Raw genomic sequence first — 19,596 nt, forward strand, 5'->3', positions numbered from 1 at the left:
GCAGCACATCTGCATATTTTTTAATCTTATCATTTTATGAGTGGTTATTTTTTAAACAATCACAGGTTTTGCCTCATTCCCGCACATTTCCGGCACACCTGAAATCGGGCCTGAAATCAGTATCTTGCAAGTTTTTCACCGCAATCTGCAGTTCTGGCACGCAACTTGTATAGTAAGGGACAAGAGCGCGGGCAAGGTCGCCTGCTGCCACGGCAGAAATGCCAAACCCATATATAGAATCCAATGGCGGGTTCACCCGGATAACGACGTCCGTTGCGAGATTGCCTTTTTGACAGGCAGTGCGCACCGGACGTTTTTTTTTGCCAATTCGCTTCCCGCGATCAGGAGCCAGAGACAAATGAACCACGTCCCTGCCGCACTTACCAAGAAACCCCGCCTTGTCGTGATCGGCAACGGCATGGCCGGCATGCGCACCGTCGAGGAAATCCTCGGTCGCGCCCCTGACAAATACGAAATCACCGTTTTTGGTGCCGAGCCACGCGTGAACTATAACCGCATCATGCTCTCCCCCCTTCTGTCGGGCGAAAAGGAATTCGACGATATCGTGATCAACACCGCCGAATGGTATCGGGAAAACCGCATCCATCTGTTTTCCGGTGATCCGGTGGTTGAAATCGACCGCGCCCGCAAGGTCGTCATTTCCAAAAGCGGCACCGAAACCGCCTATGACCAACTTCTGCTCGCCACCGGTTCCGACCCGATCATGATCCCGGTTCCCGGCCACAAGCTTTCAGGCGTTGTCACCTTCCGCGATGTAGATGATGTCGATACCATGCTGAAAACCGCCGAAAATGGCGGCCCGGCTGTGGTGATCGGTGGCGGCCTGCTCGGCCTCGAAGCCGCCGTCGGCCTTCAAGCACGTGGCATGTCGGTCACGGTCCTGCATCTGGCCGGCCACGTGATGGAACGACAACTTGATCCGTCAGCGGGTTATCTTCTCGCACAGGAACTCGGTCGTCGGGGGATCAATGTGATTACCGAGGCCGACACCGCCGAAATCGTCGGAACCGATTGCGTAACCGGCGTCCGGCTTAAAGACGGGCGCATGATCCCGGCTGATCTGGTGGTCATGGCTGTTGGCATCCGCCCCAACGGGCGCCTTGCCGCAGACGCGGGACTGACCGTCGAACGCGGCATTGTCGTTGACGATGTCATGACCACCAGTGATCCGGATATCTTTGCCGTTGGCGAATGCGTGCAGCATCGCGGCCAGTGCTATGGCCTTGTTGCGCCGCTGTTTGAAATGGCAAAATCCTGTGCCGATCATCTGGCAGAAATAAAAACCGATGGCTATGCCGGTTCGGTCACCTCGACCAAACTGAAAGTCACCGGGGTCGATGTTTTTTCCGCCGGTGATTTTTCCGGCGGCGGCGAAACCGAAGAAATCGTCTTCCGCGATGCCGGACGTGGCGTTTACAAACGCATCGTGCTTGAAGACGGCAGGATCAAGGGTGCCGTCCTTTATGGCGATACATACGATGGCGGCTGGTATTTCCAACTGATGAAGGATGCTCAGGACGTGACCGAACTGCGCGATACCCTCGCCTTTGGTCAGGCCTTCGCCGGGGGACCCGCCGGAAACCCTCTTGATGCCGTTGCCGCCCTGCCAGACGACGCAGAAATTTGCGGCTGCAACGGCATTTGCAAGGGAACCATCGTTTCGGCCATCACCGAAAAGGGCCTGACGACACTCGACGAAGTCAAAGGCCACACCAAGGCATCCGCATCGTGTGGCTCATGCAGCGGCCTTGTTGAAAACCTTCTGGCGGCAACCCTTGGCGGTGATTACGAGGCCGCCGCGATCAAGCCGATCTGCACCTGCACCGATCATGACCATGACAATGTGCGTCGCCTGATCAAGGCAAAAAACCTGAAATCCATGCCTGCGGTCATGCAGGAACTGGAATGGAAATCTTCGGACGGCTGCCATGTCTGCCGCCCGGCACTCAACTATTACCTGCTTGCCGCATGGCCGGGTGAATATGCCGATCATGGTGCCTCGCGCTTCATTAACGAACGCGTCCACGCCAACATTCAGAAAGACGGCACCTATTCGGTGGTGCCGCGCATGTGGGGTGGCCTGACCAACCCGCGCGAATTGCGCGCCATTGCCGATGTCGCTGACAAATTCGATATCCCGACCGTCAAGGTCACCGGCGGGCAGCGCATTGACCTTCTGGGTGTCAAAAAGGAAGACCTGCCTGCCGTCTGGGCCGATCTGAATGCGGCCGGGATGGTTTCGGGTCATGCCTATGGCAAGTCCCTTCGCACGGTCAAAAGCTGTGTCGGCCAGGAATGGTGCCGCTTTGGCACCCAGATGTCGATGAGCATGGCCGTCGAACTTGAAAAAATGACCTGGGGCTCCTGGATGCCCCACAAATTCAAGATGGCAGTATCAGGTTGCCCGCGTAACTGCGCCGAAGCCACGATCAAGGATTTCGGCGTTGTCGCAACCGATGGCGGCTGGGACCTGCATGTGGGTGGCAATGGCGGCATTCATGTCCGTGCGACCGATCTTCTGTGCAAGGTCACAACCGATCAGGAAGTAAAAGAATATTGCGGTGCCTTCATCCAGCTTTACCGCGAAGAAGCCCGCTATCTGGAACGCACCGCACCCTGGATCGAACGTGTTGGTCTGAAACACGTTCAGGAACGCGTGGTTGATGATGCCAAAAATCGCGCCGCCCTGTTTGAACGTTTCATGGAAAGCCAGAAAACGGCGCAGGTCGATCCGTGGGCCGAACGCGCCAGCCAGGGCGTGGATGCGCACGAATTCAAATCCCTTTCCCTGATCGCAGCGGAGTAACGGCAATGACGGATATCGTAAACTGGGTAAATGTCGGACCGATCGCCAATATCCCGCTTCAGGGCGCGCGTACCTTCCAGACCGAAACCGATCGTATCGCGATTTTCAGAACCCTTGATGATCAGGTCTATGCCCTTCTGGACCGCTGCCCGCACAAGGACGGGCCGCTGGCACAGGGGATCGTGCATGGTCATTTCGTCACCTGCCCGCTGCATAACATGGTTTTCTCGCTTGAAACCGGCGAGGCGCAAGGCCCTGATGACGGCTGTGCGGCCAAGGTTGAACTGCGCGTCATTGACGACAAGGTTCATATCGGCCTGACGGCGGAACAAATCGGTCTGCGCCATGCGGGGTGAGGTTAAAACCACCTGTCCTTATTGCGGCGTTGGCTGCGGCTTGATCGTCTCCCCCACCCGGGACGGCTGGGCGGTCGGGGGCGACCCCGATCACCCGGCCAACCGGGGCCGGATATGTTCAAAGGGTGCCGCCCTGATTGATACGATCACCGCCGAGATGAATCGCGATTTCCGCCTGCTGAAACCCGAAATCGACGGCAAAACCGTCGACTGGCCAACGGCAACACAGGAAACCGCGGATCGACTGCGCGCAACCATCCAGAAATATGGCTCGAAATCGGTGGCATTCTATGTTTCCGGTCAATTGTTGACCGAGGACTATTATATCGCCAACAAACTGATCAAGGGCTTCATCGGATCACCGCATATCGATACCAATTCCCGGCTGTGCATGGCATCAACCGTGGTCGGGCACAAACGTGCCTTTGGCGCGGACGTCGTGCCGGGATGCTATGAAGACCTTGAAATTGCTGATCTGGTCGTCCTGACCGGATCGAATCTGGCATGGTGCCATCCGGTCCTGAACCAGCGTTTGCGCACGGCCAAGGAAAAACACGGCACCAAGATCGTCGTGATTGATCCGCGCAAAACCGCAAGCTGCGACATCGCCGATCTGCATCTGCCGATCAAGCCGGGCAGCGACGTTGCCCTGTTTAACGGCCTGCTGGCGTGGCTTGACCAGAACGGTCATTGCGACCTTCAATATGTCGCCCGCCACGTCAGCGGCTATGAAACCGCCGTCGCCGAGGCGCACGCGGACTGCCCCGATATCGAGAGTACAGCCAAAAAATGCGGCCTCGATTATCCTTCCGAGATCAGTGAGTACGCCGATCATGACGGCTCGGGTCTGGGGAAACTGGAAACGTTCTTTAACTGGTTTGCCGCCTTTGACCGCACGGTCACCGTGTTTTCACAAGGTGTCAACCAGTCCAGCAGCGGCTCTGACAAGGTCAATGCGATCATCAATACCCATCTGGCGACCGGACGGGTCGGCAAACCGGGATCAAGCCCGTTTTCCGTCACCGGCCAGCCCAACGCCATGGGCGGACGCGAGGTCGGCGGCCTTGCCAACCAGCTTGCCGCCCACATGGATCCGAATGATGTTAACGATGTTGACCGGGTCCGCCGGTTCTGGAAATCCGATATTCTGGAACCGGGCGAGGGATACAAGGCGGTTGATATGTTCCGCGCCATCGAACGCGGTGAAATCAAGGCCGTCTGGATCATGGCAACAAACCCCGCCGTCAGCCTGCCCGATGCGGATCGCGTCCGTCTTGCCCTGTCGCGCTGCCCGCTTGTCATCGTATCGGACACGGTGAACGATACCGACACGTTGCGCTATGCGCATATCAAGCTACCCGCCGCCGGTTGGGGCGAAAAATCCGGCACGGTCACCAACTCCGAACGACGCATTTCCCGCCAACGCCCCTTCCGCGAATTGCAGGGCGATGCCAAACCCGACTGGTGGATCATGACGCAGGTCGCACGCGCCATGGGATATGGCAAGGCATTCAAATACCGCGATCCTGCCGATATTTTTGCCGAACATGCCGCCCTGTCGGAATTTGAAAATGACGGGATGCGCGCCTTTGACATCGGCCAATGGCACAAGGCAAAGAAATCGACCTATGACGCCATGGAGCCTTTCCAATGGCCCGCATCGCGCAAACATCAGCCCGCTGGCGGCGCGGAACGCCTATATGGCAATGGCATTTTCACCACCTCAAACGGGCGGGCCCGTATGCTTGCGGTTGCGCATAAACTGCCCATGTCGCAACCCGGCAAGGAATTCCCGCTGATCGCCAATAGCGGCCGCTATCGCGACCAATGGCACACCATGACCCGCACCGGCACCGCTGCGCGCCTTTCGGCCCATCGGCCCGAACCGCTGCTCGAAGTCAACATCCTTGATGCCAAGCGTTACAAGTTGACCGATGGTGGCCTTGCCAGAATCAAAAGCAAACGCGGCACCGCCCTGATGCGGGTATCCGTATCAGACGCCCAGATGCCCGGCGAAGTCTTCATGCCGATGCACTGGAACGATGTTTACTCATCGGCGGGCGGCATTGGCCGTTTACCAACCGCGCATGTCGATCCCTTTTCCGGGCAACCCGAAACCAAACATATTCCGATTTCGGTCGACCCGTTTGAACCGCTGTGGCAGGGATTGCTGTTTTCCAACACGCCGGTTGATCTGTCAGACCTGCCTTACTGGGTGGCGGCAACCGGCCCCGGCTGCATGATTTATGAAATCGCCGGTGACAGGCCCTGCCTGTTCAAATCCATTCTGCCAATGGCGGCCAATAATACCGGCGATGAAAACACCATCGAACACATCATCGAATATAACGACGGCAAAAAAGGCGTTCATCGCTATGCACGCCTGAATGGCGACCGCATCACCGGCGCGCTTTTTGTCGGCCCGGATCGTCCCGCCCTTGGCCGGGACTGGATATCGGCACTGCTTGGCAATGATGCGATCAGCGGCCCGGAACGCAATGCCCTGCTTGCCGGGCGTATGCCCGATGCAGGTGCCATCAATGATCGATTGATCTGTTCGTGCTTCTCGGTCGGGCTGGCGGCCATCACACGCGCCATCCATGACAAGAATGCGGTCAGCACCGCCGATATCGGCCGCCTGTTGCAAGCCGGAACCGGATGCGGGTCCTGCCTGCCGGAACTCAGGGAGATTCTTGATGACGCATTACCGCGCGCCGCAGAATAAGCAGCAGCATAAAACGGCCACACCCGAAAACCTGTATGGCCCTGCAACGGAAAACCGGGAAACCTTCCCCTTCTTTCCGGCCTTCGTCCATGTCACCGGCAAAAAGGTGGTGGTACTGGGCGGGGGCGAGGTCGCGGCGGGCAAACTCCGCCTGTTGCTGCGAAGTCAGGCCGATATCACCGTCATCGCCCCGGAACTGTGCACCGACATCGCAACGATGGTCGATACCGGCACGATCCGCTGGGAAGCAGCCCCGTTTGTCGATACCATGCTAAATGGTGCGGTCATGATCTTTGACGCCGCCGATGACATGCATCTGACCCGCCGGGTCAAGGTCGCGGCCAAGCGGCGCAACATCCTTTTGAATGTCGTCGACAAGACCGAACATTGCGATTTCATCGTCCCGGCAATCCTTGACCGGGCACCGGTGATGGTCACGATCTCGACCGGCGGCTGCGCCCCGGCACTGGCGCGCATCATCCGCCAACGCCTTGAAACCACCCTGCCCGCCTCGATGTCACAACTGGCAAGCCTCGCCCGCAGCGCACGCCGTCGCGTTGCCACCCACCTGCCCGACAATGTCGCAAGGCAACGGTTCTGGACGCATTTTTTCCAGAACGGATTGCAGGATACCCACCTGACGCAAAGCAGCCCAAAGGACCTTGACGCTGCCCTGACCCGTTTCGTCCCCGAAGGCAGCTCCGCCACCGTTCCGGGCGGCCAGATCCTTCATGCGGATGTTACGGCCGACAATGCCTTTGACCTTGCCCACGGCATTGCGCGCGCGATTGAAACATCCGACATCATTTTCCACATGCCCGGCATCGCCGCCGACATTCTGGGTCTTGCCCGCCGCGACGCCACGGTGATCGAACTCGAAAGCAGCGGCGATGACGGAAACATGGATGACGACGCCCGCGAACGTCTGAAACACCAGGCCGCCTTTTTCGCCCGGCAAGGCAGCAATATCACCTGCCTGTATCGAAACTAACGCTTCAAAAAACGCGCCAGTCCGTCCATTGCCCTGTGAATGCGGTCTTCCGATACCGCGTAACAGGCACGGATATGACCGCCCCCCTCTGTCCCAAATGCCTCGCCGGGCGCAAGGCCGATGCCCTCGGACAGCAAAAGCTCCTTGGCAAAGGAAAGCGTATCCTCAACCCCATCAACCCGGAAAAAGGCATAGAACGCGCCGTCTGCTTCGGGCAGGTGGATGCGGTTCATGTCGCGCAACCGTTCGATGATTGCTGCGCGCGCTCGGCTGTATCTGGCGCGCGAACTCGCGACAAATTCCTCACCCTGTTCAAGCGCCACAATGCCCGCCTGCTGAACAAACCCCGCCGGACAGGACACGTTGAATTCCATCAGCTTTTCAAGCTCGCCCCCGACACCCTTGGGTGCAGTGATCCAGCCCAGCCGCCAGCCTGTCATCGCCCAGCTTTTGGAAAAGCTGTTGATCACCATGATCCGGGTATCGTCATTAACATAAGGGACAAATGACGGTGCCACATCCGATCCGTCATAGATCAGGCGCGCATAAACCTCATCCGCGATCAGCCAGATACCCCGTTCCGTGGCAAAGTCGACCAGCCGTTTCTGGTCCTCGGCCGACATCACCCAGCCGGTAGGATTATTCGGAGAATTGATCAGGATCGCCCGCGTACCCGGCGCACAGGCCGCGATGAATTCATCGATATCAAGCTGCCAACCGTCATCACCTGCGCGCAACGGCACGGTTGTGACCTGCGCATCCAGAACCTTTGGCATCGCAATGATGTTGGGCCAGATCGGGGCCGTGGTCACCATCCTGTCACCCGCCTTAAGGATCGCCTGCATCGCAATCATCAGTGCATTTAACCCCGATACCGTCACGGTGATGTTTTCAGGATCCAGTGACGTGCCATAAAGACGATTGCCATACACCGCCAGCGCATCGCGAAGCGGCATGATACCCCGGTTGGGCTGATAAAAAGTATCGCCGGCCTCAAGGGCTGCAATCGCCACCCTGCGAATGAATTCCGGGGTCGGCTGATCGGGTTCGCCAAACCATAGCGGCACGATGTTTTCGCGCCCCATGCCAAGATGGGCAACCTCGCGGATCAGCGACGCGCCAATATCACGTACGTCATTTCGAATGCCGTTTGCGGCAAAGGGAGAAACAGACAAGTCATCTGAAACGGACATATGGGACACACCGGTAAAGGATGAAGGATTTCTCTGCCCGATAGCCAATCGGGTTTTCAAAGCCCCGTCAATCGGACAATTTCAAACCGGCATCATCGCGCGTGCGTGATTTCCCCAAAGACCGTGATAGGATTATGGTTGTGCCCGCAATGATTTAACCGGAAACCGCAATGTTTGATGCCCGCCTCCGTCCCCTGATCGACAAGCCGTTGAATGCTGTTGCACGCCGTCTGTCGGGCAGCGGTATTACCCCGAACATAATCACCGGGTTTGGCTTTGTGATTGGTGTTCTGGCCGCTGTCGCACTGGCCTTCCGGCTGGATCATATCGCGCTTGGACTGATTTTGCTGAGCCGCATCATGGATGGCCTTGACGGGGCGGTCGCCCGTCATGCAGCCCCGCGATCCCGTCACCCCGGTGCCAAAAGCCAGGAAAGCGACCTTGGCGGCTATTACGATATCGTCGCCGATTTTCTGTTTTATTCCGGGATCATTCTGGCTTTCGCCGTCGGACGGCCCGACCACGCCCTGATGGCGGCATTCCTGATTTTCTGTTTTGTCGGCACAGGCTCAAGCTTTCTGGCCTACGCGATTATCGCCGCTAAAACCGGCCAAAACCATGAAAAGCAGGGCAAAAAAAGCTTCTATTACCTGACCGGCATTACCGAGGGCAGCGAAACCATTTTTGTCCTGGTCCTGATTTGCCTGTACCCGGAATGGTTCCCGCAAATCGCGGCTGTATTTGGCACTTTATGCCTGATCACAACGGCGGGCCGGGTCATGCAGGCCCGCCGGGATTTTGGATAAATCCGGTATGATTTCCGTCTCGAAAGCCCGACCTTATCAGTAAGGGCGCTTGAGAACCGGAAGGACGTTCCGATCAGTGATCGGATTCTTCAACAAAGTTTTCGGCAAGGCCGGTATCATATTCCATGCCTTCACGGGTCAGAACGATGCTGGCCGGATAACCTTCGCGCGCCAGTCCCTTGCGCGCCAGGGCAACCCATACGGCAGGATTGGAAAAACCGCTGGCATCACGCGCGGCAACCACGAACTTCCCGACATGAACATGATCGCCATGCGCATGTGGAATACGCAGCAACGTCGCATCGCCCGTGGCCTCGTCAATTGATCCCGAATTCGGGTCCTTGGCGATAATCTGCGCCAGCACAAGCGTGCGCAGCTGCAGGTTATTGAGCTTGAGCGGATTTTTGCGTTGTACCGGCATGATGTCGTCCTGATGGTGTGAAACTGTTGGCCCAGATATCTGCGACTGCGCGCAAATATTCAAGTCCTGATTTGTTTATCATCCGCCACCGGACAGCATTTTGCGCAATTTCCGGTCACGCTTCAAATGCCATTCGCGGCTCATGGCCTCGCCAAAGGTGCGGAACCGTTCGACATAGACAACATCCCATTGCCGACCGCGTGTCGTCTTGGCCCCCTTGCCGCTGTTATGCGTCGCAAGCCGTGCCTCGACATCGGTCGACCACCCGACATAGGTCCGGGGCAGCGTCGCCTTGCCCTGCCCCGGCACAAAATCGCGTTCGCGCAGCACATAAACAAAGGTGAATGACGCCATCTATGAACCCACGCAATCGCCGTTGTCGCATTAGGTGTGTTGAGGTTCGCCACGCTACAGGGCGACGATCAATTCACCTAAAGGGTGGAGTTGAAGGCACCACCGTCCAGCAACACATTCTGCCCGACCATGAATTTGGCATGCTCGCTGCACATGAAGGCACAGGTCGCCCCGAAATCAATCGGATCACCAAAGCGACCGGTCGGAAGACCCGCCTGCGTTTTGGCGCGCGCCTCGTCAAGGCTGATGCCTTCGTTCTTTGACCTGTTGGTCATCAGGGCATTGATGCGGTCAGTATCATGTTGCCCCGGCAAAAGGTTATTCATGATCACGCCATCCTTGGCCACCTGGCGTGCTGTCCCGGCAACAAAGCCGGTCAACCCGGCGCGCGCGGCATTCGAAAGACCCAGATGCGGGATCGGCGATTTGACTGAACCCGATGTGATATTCACGATCCGGCCCCATTTACGCGAAATCATGCCGGGCAGAACCGCCGTCGCCAACAGGATCGGCGTCAGCATGTTGGACTGAACCGCCGCTTCCCATTCGGCCTGTCCCCAGTCGGACCAGACACCCGGCGGCGGACCACCGGCATTGTTAATCAGAATATCAGGCATGCCCTCCGCCGCCAGAACCTTGTTGCGGCCATCTTCGGTGGTGATGTCACACGCAACCGTCGTGACTTTCACACCAAACGTATCGCGAATATATTCCGCCGTTTCCTTCAACGGCCCCTCGGAACGCGCATTCAGCGTCAGATCAACGCCTGCCTCGGCAAGCTTGATCGCACAACCACGTCCAAGCCCCTTGGATGACGCACAAACAATCGCCTTGCGGCCCTTGATTCCCAGATCCAATGGATCCTCCCATTCTTGAAATTCAGATAATGGCAGGAACTTAGCCCGGCGAAGACCCGCCGGTCAAACAGGGTTCCACAATCCGAAATCTCTTAATCGCCAAACACCGCATCATGGGCCGCAACATAGGCTTTGGCGGCTTTTGACACATCATCCGCCGACATACCGGGCTTATAGATGCCTGACCCAAGACCAAAGCCGTCACACCCGGCCTTGGCATAGGTGGCAAAATCATCCGGCCCGACCCCGCCGACGGCATAGACCCGCATGTCTTTTGGTAGAACCGCACGCATCGCCTTGATGCCTTCCGCCCCGATGATGCTGGCCGGAAAGATTTTAAGCCCGCTTGCACCGGCCTTGATCGCGGCAAAGCACTCGGTCGGTGTCAGAACACCGGGCCATGATCCAAGGCCCAATTCCCTGGTCTTGGCGATGACGTCGATATCGCAATTGGGTGAAACGATGAATTCGCCCTTGGCCGCCTTGACCCGTTCGACGTTTTCAGGTGTTAAAACCGTCCCCGCCCCGATCAATGCTGCCGCCCCGACTTCATCCTTCATTGCCGCAATGCTTTTAAGCGGTTCGGGCGAATTCAGCGGCACTTCGATCATCGTGATCCCGGCATCGACAAGGGCACGTGCCATTGAGGCCGCCTCGTCGGGTTTCACACCGCGCAGGATTGCGATCAACCGGCGATGCGACGCGGTAACTGCCCCGTCCGTGATCTGCGAATTGATCGAAGTGGGATATGCCATTTTACACCTGCAAAGCCTGAAGAAAGAGTATTGTTACGCTATGTTTATTGCCCGGTAGGCACGTGCCAGACCGGCGATTGTAATCGCCGCACCATCCACCGCCTCGGCGTCACGACCATGCGCGGCCAGTGCCTTGCGATATAATCCCGCCAGCTTGCCATCGCCGATCAATGCAATCTGGATCTTGTCCCCAAGATCACCGACCACATCGGCAATTTCCGACCCGATAACCGCCCCCGACAGGACCGACGCCCCCGGCTGGCTTGCGGCATCGGCATTGCCAACCAATCCGCTGGCGCGCACGGTGAACAGCTTGTGCAGAAAACCTGTCGGCGCACTTGCCGCCTCGCGCACGGTTTGCTCGAACACGGCATCGTCCCACCGGTCATCCATTGAATGACGCAGGATCGATTGCCCCGACAGCAACGCAAAAACTTCGCCCGTCATATAGGTCCTGAATGCACGGATCGCACCACCCGAAACCCGCGCCCATTTCGAATGGGTTCCGGGCAAACAGACCCAGCCATCAAACCCCGGATGTGCCGCCATAAACCCGACAAGCTGGGTTTCCTCGCCGCGCATCACATCGGGATCATCCACCTGCTTAAGGCCCGGCAAAATCGCAACATCAATCCGCTGATCGGAAACGGCCGGGCGTACCGCGCCGGATGCCAATTCATCCGGGCGCACCGGCACCGAACAATATGGCGCTTCAAGCCATCCCTGCTTTGCCCCCGCCATGCCGCAAACCACAACCCGCATCCGATCAGATGCCTTCGCTGGCAACCACCGTTCAATCAGATCGATCAGAACGCCCTCAAATCCAAGTACCGCATCGGCGGCAATCGCATTCATGCCACGCGGGCTTGAAACCTGATCAAGGATGTTGTCACCGCCATCCATCGCCCATGCGCGAACATTCGATGTCCCCCAATCCACGGCAATCCATGCCGGATGTGCAAACTGCGATGACGGGGACTGCAAAGACGGAGATACGGCCACATTGATCCTCGTATTATTGTTATACTGGCTCATATCCTCATACAATTTGCACAAGACCCGGTCAATCATGATCCGGGTCAATCGCCGAAGGGGGCGGAAATCCGCCACGGTCATCACCACCACTTGCGCCGCAATTGAAACCTCACACCCTTGTGAAATCATAAGGGGAGTTAATTATGTCATCCTGTCGGGGTTTGAGGGGCCTTCATATGCTCAATCCAGACAGGAGACACAGAGACATGCCCACTCGTATCTGCAAAGTTTTCATGCTTGCATTGACGGTCATACTGATCACCCCGTCCTTTCCGGCTTTCGCCCATCACGGCTGGTCCTGGGCCGAAAGCACCCAAATGACCCTCGACGGCACCATCGAAAGCATTTCGATGAACCCGCCGCACCCCTCGCTGACGGTTACCGATGCCGAAGGTACGGTTTGGCAGATTGATCTGGGCAATCCCAATCAGACGGCACGATCGGGCTTTACCGGCGATATAGCACAGCCCGGTGATGCGATTACCGTGATCGGAAATCGGAACAAGGACCCGTCAGAAGCGCACATGAAAGCCGTCCGCATCATAATTGATGGTCAGAATTACGATTTGTATCCGGAACGCATTCAGGGAAACTGACGTTTGCAGGAACTTGCGACCTGGGTAGAGGCAAGCACCCTGGCCGCCGCACTGCGCGGCCCGGGATACCTTTATATGCTGGTCAATACCGCGCACATTCTCGGGCTGTCATTAATGATCGGTGCAATAGTTCCATTGGATTTGCGACTTGTCGGGATCATCCGGGGGCCCGATATCCGGGTGATCGGCCCCTTCCTGTCGCGCGCGGCAGGGGCTGGCCTCTTGCTGATCCTTCTGACCGGCCCGGCACTCTGGTCGGTCAATGCAGTCGAATATCTCGACAACACAGCCTTCCTCTGGAAGATGCTGCTTGTCGCACTCGGCATCGCAACCATTGTCATACAGCATGCCGGTCATGGCTGGCGCCAGACGATCATTACGGGCAGGATTACCCTGACAACGCGCGTCATTGCCGCGACATCTCTCCTGATCTGGCTTTCCACACTACTCGCGGGACGATGGATCGGGTTTCTCTGATTTCCCTGCGGGCAAACAGGCAAATTGTAACTAGCGTGATCATGCTCAGTATTCGAAATAAAGTTCATATAGCACCGGCTCTACGATAGGCAGAAACATGTACTATTAGCCGGACCAAAAGAAAGAACCCCGCCCGAAAATTCGGACGAGGTTTAGTTTTATTATGTAGGCTCGGGAGGTTATTCCCTACTCCAGCCCTAACACTATGGTCGGCAATGTCATGGACAAGGCAGGGATGAATGTGGTCAAGAGGACCACAGGGAGATAGGCAAGAAAAACGAAAATCAGGGTTGGCTTTAGCATCGGACCAATCCCGGTTTTACCAATCAATGCACCGAAATAAAGGATTGGTGCCGTCGGCGGGGTTACAAGACCCATGCCAAGATTGGTCGCGATAATTGCGGCAAAGTGGACATTATCGACCCCGGCAGCCTGCATGACAGGCAGCAACATCGGGGCGGCCAGCAAAATCCCGCTGACATCCTCCATGAACATACCGATCAGCATCAGGAACAGATTGGCCATCAGCAGAAGAATGACCGGATCGTTACTAACCGCCAGAAAACCATCCAGAATGTGCTGCGGCACATTCATCATCGTGAACATACGTCCAAGCATGGCTGCAAAAAAGACAAGCACCAGCAAAACACCAATCGTCTGCCCGGTACGCCACAGGACTTCATACATGTCCTTCCAGTTCATGCCACGATAGACATAGATACTGATCGGCACTGCATAGATTACGGCAATTGCCGCGGCTTCTGTCGGTGTGGCAATTCCGCCATAAATGCAGGTCAGAATAATAATCGGCATCATTAAACCAAGAATGGCGCGCTTGCCCTTTTTTCCAATATCGATAACGAATTCGGATGAATTGACCGGTTCGGGTGCCTTCAACGGCATTTTTCGGGTGAGTATCCGGTTCCAGAACGCAAACAAAAGCACCAGAATGAGGCCCGGCACCACGGGAGCAAGAAAGCTTGCCGTAATCGATGTTCCAGTAACCCAACCATACAGGATCATGGAAGCACTTGGCGGGATCAGCAGCGCCAACACCGCCGAAACAGAAACCAGCGACGCCGCATAGCCTCGCGAGTAGCCTCGTTCGACCATGCGCGGTATCATGATGGTGCCGATTGCCGCCACCGCCGAGGATGCCATACCGGAAATCGCCCCAAATACAGCCGTCGTAGCAATTACGACAATGCCAAGACCACCCTTTAAACGGCCAAAGATACTATCGGCCAGATCAACAAGACGTGCCGCAATACCGCCGTGGCTCATAATCCCGCCGGCGATGATATAAAGCGGGATGGCGATGATCACGATGGATGAAATTTTACCAAAACCGGCCGCGACCAGAAAAGACGCGTTGCCAAAATCGCCCATGATCACAAGGAACAGAACAGCACCGGCGAAACAAAGCGGGACCGGCACACCAATCACAAGCAGCAGCGTCAGAAGCAGGGCATCAAGTGCAATAATTGATGTCATTTCTGCGCCTCCCGCTTCGTTGGGAAGATATGGCTTAAAAGATCAATCAGGAAATAAAGCGTCATCAAGCCAAGACCAAGCGGGATGACCGTATGCACCCAGAATAACGGAATGCCAAGCTCCATAGAGCGTGTCCCGCGCGAGATATTCCAGACAGTATATTGCACTGCCCATACCGTCATCCAGCACGATAGAAACACTGTAATCACACCGCTTAAAATATGAATACCGCGCCGTATCAATGTCCGCCGCACAACCAGCTCAACCAGACTGGCCGAGATATGGCCGCGCTCCCACGCGCCATATGCCCCGCCAATGAAGTAGAGCCATATCGCAAAGAACATTGCGAGTTCCTCGATCCCGAAAAACGAAAATCCGAACCCGTAACGGGTTACAACCTGAATTCCGACAAGGATGGTCAACATGACCCCGCAAAAGACCATCACAAAACGCTGAGCGCGAAGCTTCCAGCGCCAAAAATGCGCAAATGCAGAGTCCTTGTTTTTAGGAAAATCGGGGGGTAGATGTTCGACACCAAGATCGTCAATTAGGGCAATGTCGTCATCGGCAATATCCGATCTGTCGTTGCTGACAGACATGGAGGCCTCCTGAAGGGTCGTTCATTTTTTGCGCTGAGTGCCTTGTGGCATTTATATTGGGTGCCCCGGCACCAAAACCCACATCGTGCCGGGGCCAGTCGATATAACCGTTCTCAGTTCATACCGACATTCTTGCGCAGGACATCAAGCGTGTCCGCACCGATTTCGTCTGCAATTGTCGGCCAGACATCCTGACGAACAACAGAGGCGAGCTTTTCAAGTTCGGCGTCGCTGAAAGTAACAACATCGATCCCGGCATCGCGCATTTCCTGCAGGAATTTTTCATCGGCTGCCTTAACCTCGGCAAAGCGCGCATGCGTAACTTCCTGCGAGATATCGACCAGCGCCTGCTGGTCTTCGGGCGAAAGGCCATCGAAACTGTTTTTGTTGATGAATATCCAGGCGGCTTCGAAATGATCGTTATACTGAACCCAGGTCTTTGTGATGTCTTTGAAATTATCGATCAGAAGCTGCGGCGTACCGCCAATCTGACCATCGACAACACCAACCTGCATACCGGTATAAAGCTCTGCCCAAGGCACAGTCACCGTGCTGAAACCAAGACGTTCCATCATATGACGGTGGGTTGTACCACCTGGCCAGATACGGATTTTCAGATCGCGGTCTGTATCCGGATTGGATGCATCCGGGACAGCCTTGACGAAGCCAGCCCCGCCCATACCATCACCGAACACACCCAAAAGCTTCATATCCTGATCGGAAATAATATCATCGACCATCGCATCAATATATCCACCTTTGGTCATAGCCTTTTCGGCACTTTCATAGGTGGTTACCGAATACGGGAACCACGATATGGCAAGCCGTTTGTCAAAACTGGTCGATAGGGGCTGGATCGCCATATCGACCGCCCCTTGCGAAACGAGTTCATGAACCTCGGTCCAATCTCCAAGCTGGCTTGCCGGATATACGTCGATCTGGACGCGGCCATTTGTACGTTTGTTAATCTCGCTTGCCATATGTTCTGCAGCGATGACACCGGCAGAACCCGGCTTCATCAATGTAGACAGGCGAAGTGTTTCGGCCTGTGCGAAACCGGCCACCATCATACCGGCTGCGGCAAGAACCGCACCTTTAAGAATGTTTGAGGCAAAAACCTTCCTGATCATGATTTTTTCCTTTTTCTGGAGCCATTCCTGCAATCCACCGGGAGGTTGCGAATTGCAGGTCAACAGTCACCCTGCTGCCGATAATGTACCACCATACAAATCCGACAATTCGAAACGCTAAATCAAATTGTATGGTGGGTCAATTACCTTTTTTGCTTAATTTAGCATGACAACGCATTATTATTACCGTTATATGATCAGATAATTCTTTTGCACGTGGTTGTTGTATGGATTGTATTGTGGTACAAACCGAACTTAATAATGACAATCAGGACAAGTTCATCATGCTTGACGGCGCCGTAATCACCGAAGATGGCCCTCCGATCTACCGCCAGCTTGCCGACCATATCGAAGCCCAAATTCGAAGTGGCATATTGTCACCTGGTGATCGTCTGCCACCCCAGCGCGATGTTGCTCGTGAACTGGGCATTAACCTGACAACGGTAACGCGCGCGTTTTCCCTTCTGCAAAAACAAGGGCTTATTGAAAGCCGCCCGGGCCGTGGAACGCTGGTCGCTTCGGCAAGTCGCCCGCCAAGAGAAGAAAATGCATTCAGATCTGCACCTTCGGATGAAAGCGGTCTGATTGACTTGTCAGTCAACCGTCCGGCGACAACGGCCTATATCGAAGAACTGACATCCCTCCTGCCCCGGATTTCACGCGATCCACGCTTCAAATCCGTTCAGGATTACCAAACTTCGGACGGCCCAGTCTGGGCACGAAATGCCGTCGCACAGTGGGCCGCAACGAAAATGGGTAACGACAGTGCACGACACCTAATCCTGACAGAAGGCGCACAGCATGGCTTGTCCTGTGTCCTTATGGGCGTCACACAGCCCGGTGACGTGATCCTTGCCGATGCCATCACTTATCAAGGGATCAATGCGCTTGCACGCAGTCATGGTACAGAATTGCGCGGTGTCGCCATGGATCGCGACGGCATGCTTCCAGATGCATTTGAGGCAGCCTGCCTGCAATGGCACCCTCGTGCAGCTTTCCTTGTACCGTCGATGCAAAACCCGACCGCAATCACAATTCCCGAACAACGCCGCCGCGAACTGGCTGCCATCGCATCACGCTTCAATGTACTGATCATCGAGGATGATGTTTATGGCCCGTTGGTCGAGGAAGATATTCCAACCTTCGCAAGTATTGAGCCCGAACTGACAATTTATATCGGCTGCCTGTCAAAATATATCGCCCCCGGATTACGATACGGTTTTGTCCGCGCCCCTCGTACGCTTGTCGGCGATATTGCAAGCGCCCTTCGCATCAACTGCTGGAGCATCAGCCCCCTTACGGCATTGATTGCAACCGTGATGATTGAAGATGGTACAGTCGATGCGATCATCACCCGGCAAAAGGAAGAATTGCGCGCGCGCTATCAAATCGTACAAAACGTTCTTGGCCGGTTTGATATCCAGACGCAGCCAACATCGACGCATTGCTGGGTTCATTTGCCCGAACCATGGCGCGCGGCCGGTTTTGCCCGTGCTGCCCAGCGCGAAGGTGTGGGGGTTCTTCCGGCTGATACTTTTGCCATTGGACGCGATCCGGTACCGCATGCGGTACGCGTGAATATCGGTGCAGCACGCTCACGAGACGACCTTTTAAAAGGTCTGACGATCATCGCCAACCTTCTTGAAAACGGCCATTTGCATCTGCATAACGCCGTCTAGGGAGTAAAATTTAAATGACTGCAATCAAGGCGGAAGTCGCTGTCATCGGCAGCGGGGTGATTGGCTTGTGCTCGGCTCTTGAGCTGGCCGAAGCCGGTTATGAGGTCATGGTAATCGCCAACAGCGATGCCGGGGCAGAATATGCAGCATCATATGGCAATGCCGGAACAGTTGCACCTTACGGTGTCATCCCTGTTGGCAATCCCGGAATATTGCGCGATCTGCCAAAATTGCTGACCTCCCCGGATAGCCCGTTTGCCATGCGTTGGACGTCTCTTCCCGGCCTTGCTCCATGGTTGATCCGGTTCATTTTACAATCACGTTCAAAACCGGCCAGACGCAATGCCACTGCACTTGCCAGTTTGCTATCAAATGCCATCCCAAGCTGGCAACAACGAGCCAGTGACAGCAATGTCACAGACATGACGGAACATAAAGGATGTCTTTATATCTATCGCAATCACGCTGACCTTGATTTGCAAAACTGGGAAAACCGTCAGCGTGTTAAACTTGGTATCAAGCAGCAATCATTGAATGGTGCTGAAGTTGCCGAAATGGAGCCCGTACTGGGCAACAAGTTCGGTGCCGGGCTTTATTTCCCCGATGCGATACATCTGGCTGATCCGGCAGCCGTTTTACAAAAATTATCCGACCATGCATGCCGCCTCGGTGTCCGGTTCATTCACGATACCGTCCTGTCGCTTGATCCAGGACGCGGAAATTCGGGCACCCTTATTAATGGGCAGGAATCCTCCTATTTTGCCGATTACACCGTCATTGCGGCAGGTGTGTGGTCACGCAAGTTTGCCGCGATGGCAGGTGATAAGGTGCCACTTGATACGGAACGTGGATATCATTTGGAATTTGAAACAAACGAAACATTATTGTCGCGCCCTGTCTGTCCGGTAGATAAAGGGTTTTACATGACACCGATGCAGGGACGATTACGCGTTGCCGGTACGGTTGAACTTGGTGGGATCAAAGCTGGACCAAACCCGAAACGCTTCACCCTTCTGGAACGAGGCGTGCGGTCGATATTTCCTCATCTGCCATCCCCCGCCAAAAGCTGGCTCGGCTTTCGCCCCTCCCTGCCTGACTCTTTACCTGTGATTGGCCCATCTCGTCATAACAACCGCATCATTTACGCCTTCGGTCACGGGCATCTCGGGCTGACCCTTGGCCCCGTCACGGCAAATGCTGTCAAAAATCTGATCACTGATCACAGTAATAGCAATCTTTTGGCTCCGTTTAGTGCCAAACGCTTTGACTAATCCTGACCAATCAATCCCATTGGCAACTTT

Annotated in this window: 18 protein-coding genes; 9 read left to right on the top strand and 9 right to left on the bottom strand. The window is 55.7% G+C overall.

Annotated features, from left to right (window positions below):
* The first annotated feature begins 358 nt into the window (after nt 1-358).
* From nirB to LG297_RS14320, 4 genes are read left to right on the top strand one after another with little or no spacing between them, the layout of a single operon-like run.
* The gene (gene nirB / locus LG297_RS14305) at nt 359-2,827 is read left to right on the top strand and encodes a nitrite reductase large subunit NirB (RefSeq protein ID WP_404421371.1); all 2,469 of its coding nucleotides are present in this window, start codon (nt 359-361) and stop codon (nt 2,825-2,827) included.
* Between the two features lie 5 nt (nt 2,828-2,832).
* Nucleotides 2,833-3,183, top strand: a complete 351-nt coding sequence (nirD, locus tag LG297_RS14310; RefSeq protein ID WP_404421373.1) for a nitrite reductase small subunit NirD — start codon at nt 2,833-2,835, stop codon at nt 3,181-3,183.
* Entirely contained in the window at nt 3,173-5,908 is a 2,736-nt protein-coding gene (locus LG297_RS14315; RefSeq protein ID WP_404421375.1) for a molybdopterin-dependent oxidoreductase, read from the top strand. The genes nirD and LG297_RS14315 overlap by 11 nt, the downstream gene beginning before the upstream one ends.
* Nucleotides 5,880-6,899: a bifunctional precorrin-2 dehydrogenase/sirohydrochlorin ferrochelatase gene (locus LG297_RS14320; RefSeq protein ID WP_404421377.1), complete on the top strand. Its 1,020-nt coding sequence runs from the start codon at nt 5,880-5,882 to the stop codon at nt 6,897-6,899. Before LG297_RS14315 ends, LG297_RS14320 begins: the two co-directional genes overlap by 29 nt.
* Here the strand turns inward: LG297_RS14320 and LG297_RS14325 are convergent.
* Nucleotides 6,896-8,092, bottom strand: coding sequence for a pyridoxal phosphate-dependent aminotransferase (locus LG297_RS14325; protein ID WP_404421379.1), 1,197 nt, complete (start codon nt 8,090-8,092; stop codon nt 6,896-6,898). The two genes, LG297_RS14320 and LG297_RS14325, sit on opposite strands and share 4 nt — an antisense overlap.
* Nucleotides 8,093-8,262: 170 nt before the next feature.
* Between LG297_RS14325 and LG297_RS14330 the strand changes: the two genes are divergently transcribed.
* The gene (locus LG297_RS14330) at nt 8,263-8,898 is read left to right on the top strand and encodes a CDP-alcohol phosphatidyltransferase family protein (RefSeq protein WP_404421381.1); all 636 of its coding nucleotides are present in this window, start codon (nt 8,263-8,265) and stop codon (nt 8,896-8,898) included.
* Nucleotides 8,899-8,971: 73 nt separating this feature from the next.
* On the opposite strand, the gene LG297_RS14335 is transcribed toward LG297_RS14330, so the two are convergent.
* The 5 genes from LG297_RS14335 to LG297_RS14355 all read right to left on the bottom strand — a co-directional run bounded on the left by LG297_RS14335 (nt 8,972) and on the right by LG297_RS14355 (nt 12,401).
* Complete coding sequence (locus tag LG297_RS14335) at nt 8,972-9,319, bottom strand: hypothetical protein (protein ID WP_404421383.1); 348 nt, start codon at nt 9,317-9,319, stop codon at nt 8,972-8,974.
* Nucleotides 9,320-9,397: 78 nt separating this feature from the next.
* The gene (locus LG297_RS14340; protein ID WP_404421385.1) at nt 9,398-9,673 is read right to left on the bottom strand and encodes a GIY-YIG nuclease family protein; all 276 of its coding nucleotides are present in this window, start codon (nt 9,671-9,673) and stop codon (nt 9,398-9,400) included.
* A gap of 77 nt (nt 9,674-9,750) precedes the next feature.
* The gene (locus tag LG297_RS14345) at nt 9,751-10,530 is read right to left on the bottom strand and encodes an SDR family oxidoreductase (protein WP_404421387.1); all 780 of its coding nucleotides are present in this window, start codon (nt 10,528-10,530) and stop codon (nt 9,751-9,753) included.
* A 92-nt stretch (nt 10,531-10,622) separates the two neighbouring features.
* Nucleotides 10,623-11,285 carry a 2-dehydro-3-deoxy-6-phosphogalactonate aldolase gene (locus LG297_RS14350; protein ID WP_404421389.1) on the bottom strand — a complete coding sequence of 221 codons (663 nt, stop codon included), beginning with the start codon at nt 11,283-11,285 and terminating at the stop codon, nt 10,623-10,625.
* Nucleotides 11,286-11,318: 33 nt separating this feature from the next.
* On the bottom strand, nt 11,319-12,401 hold the full coding sequence (locus LG297_RS14355; RefSeq protein ID WP_404421391.1) for a 2-dehydro-3-deoxygalactonokinase: 1,083 nt from the start codon (nt 12,399-12,401) through the stop codon (nt 11,319-11,321).
* A gap of 125 nt (nt 12,402-12,526) precedes the next feature.
* Here LG297_RS14355 and LG297_RS14360 point away from each other — a divergent pair, with 125 nt between their 5' ends.
* Together LG297_RS14360 and LG297_RS14365 are read left to right on the top strand one after the other, a co-directional pair.
* A complete protein-coding gene (locus LG297_RS14360) occupies nt 12,527-12,916 on the top strand; it encodes a DUF6152 family protein (RefSeq protein WP_404421393.1) in 390 nt (129 codons plus the stop codon).
* A gap of 3 nt (nt 12,917-12,919) precedes the next feature.
* A complete protein-coding gene (locus LG297_RS14365) occupies nt 12,920-13,393 on the top strand; it encodes a DUF6644 family protein (protein ID WP_404421395.1) in 474 nt (157 codons plus the stop codon).
* 186 nt (nt 13,394-13,579) lie between these two features.
* Here LG297_RS14365 and LG297_RS14370 read toward each other — a convergent pair whose 3' ends face one another.
* The 3 genes from LG297_RS14370 to dctP form a co-directional block, all read right to left on the bottom strand.
* Nucleotides 13,580-14,887: a TRAP transporter large permease gene (locus tag LG297_RS14370; protein ID WP_404421397.1), complete on the bottom strand. Its 1,308-nt coding sequence runs from the start codon at nt 14,885-14,887 to the stop codon at nt 13,580-13,582.
* The gene (locus LG297_RS14375; RefSeq protein ID WP_404421399.1) at nt 14,884-15,486 is read right to left on the bottom strand and encodes a TRAP transporter small permease; all 603 of its coding nucleotides are present in this window, start codon (nt 15,484-15,486) and stop codon (nt 14,884-14,886) included. Before LG297_RS14375 ends, LG297_RS14370 begins: the two co-directional genes overlap by 4 nt.
* A gap of 113 nt (nt 15,487-15,599) precedes the next feature.
* Nucleotides 15,600-16,616 carry a TRAP transporter substrate-binding protein DctP gene (gene dctP / locus LG297_RS14380; RefSeq protein WP_404421401.1) on the bottom strand — a complete coding sequence of 339 codons (1,017 nt, stop codon included), beginning with the start codon at nt 16,614-16,616 and terminating at the stop codon, nt 15,600-15,602.
* Between the two features lie 239 nt (nt 16,617-16,855).
* Between dctP and LG297_RS14385 the strand changes: the two genes are divergently transcribed.
* Nucleotides 16,856-18,295, top strand: a complete 1,440-nt coding sequence (locus LG297_RS14385) for a PLP-dependent aminotransferase family protein (RefSeq protein WP_404421403.1) — start codon at nt 16,856-16,858, stop codon at nt 18,293-18,295.
* Between the two features lie 14 nt (nt 18,296-18,309).
* On the top strand, nt 18,310-19,566 hold the full coding sequence (locus LG297_RS14390) for an NAD(P)/FAD-dependent oxidoreductase (protein ID WP_404421405.1): 1,257 nt from the start codon (nt 18,310-18,312) through the stop codon (nt 19,564-19,566).
* Nucleotides 19,567-19,596 lie beyond the last annotated feature (30 nt).

The sequence above is a fragment of the Thalassospira australica genome (genome assembly GCF_044790785.1).
In the GTDB taxonomy this organism is placed as follows: Bacteria; Pseudomonadota; Alphaproteobacteria; order Rhodospirillales; family Thalassospiraceae; genus Thalassospira; species Thalassospira australica_A.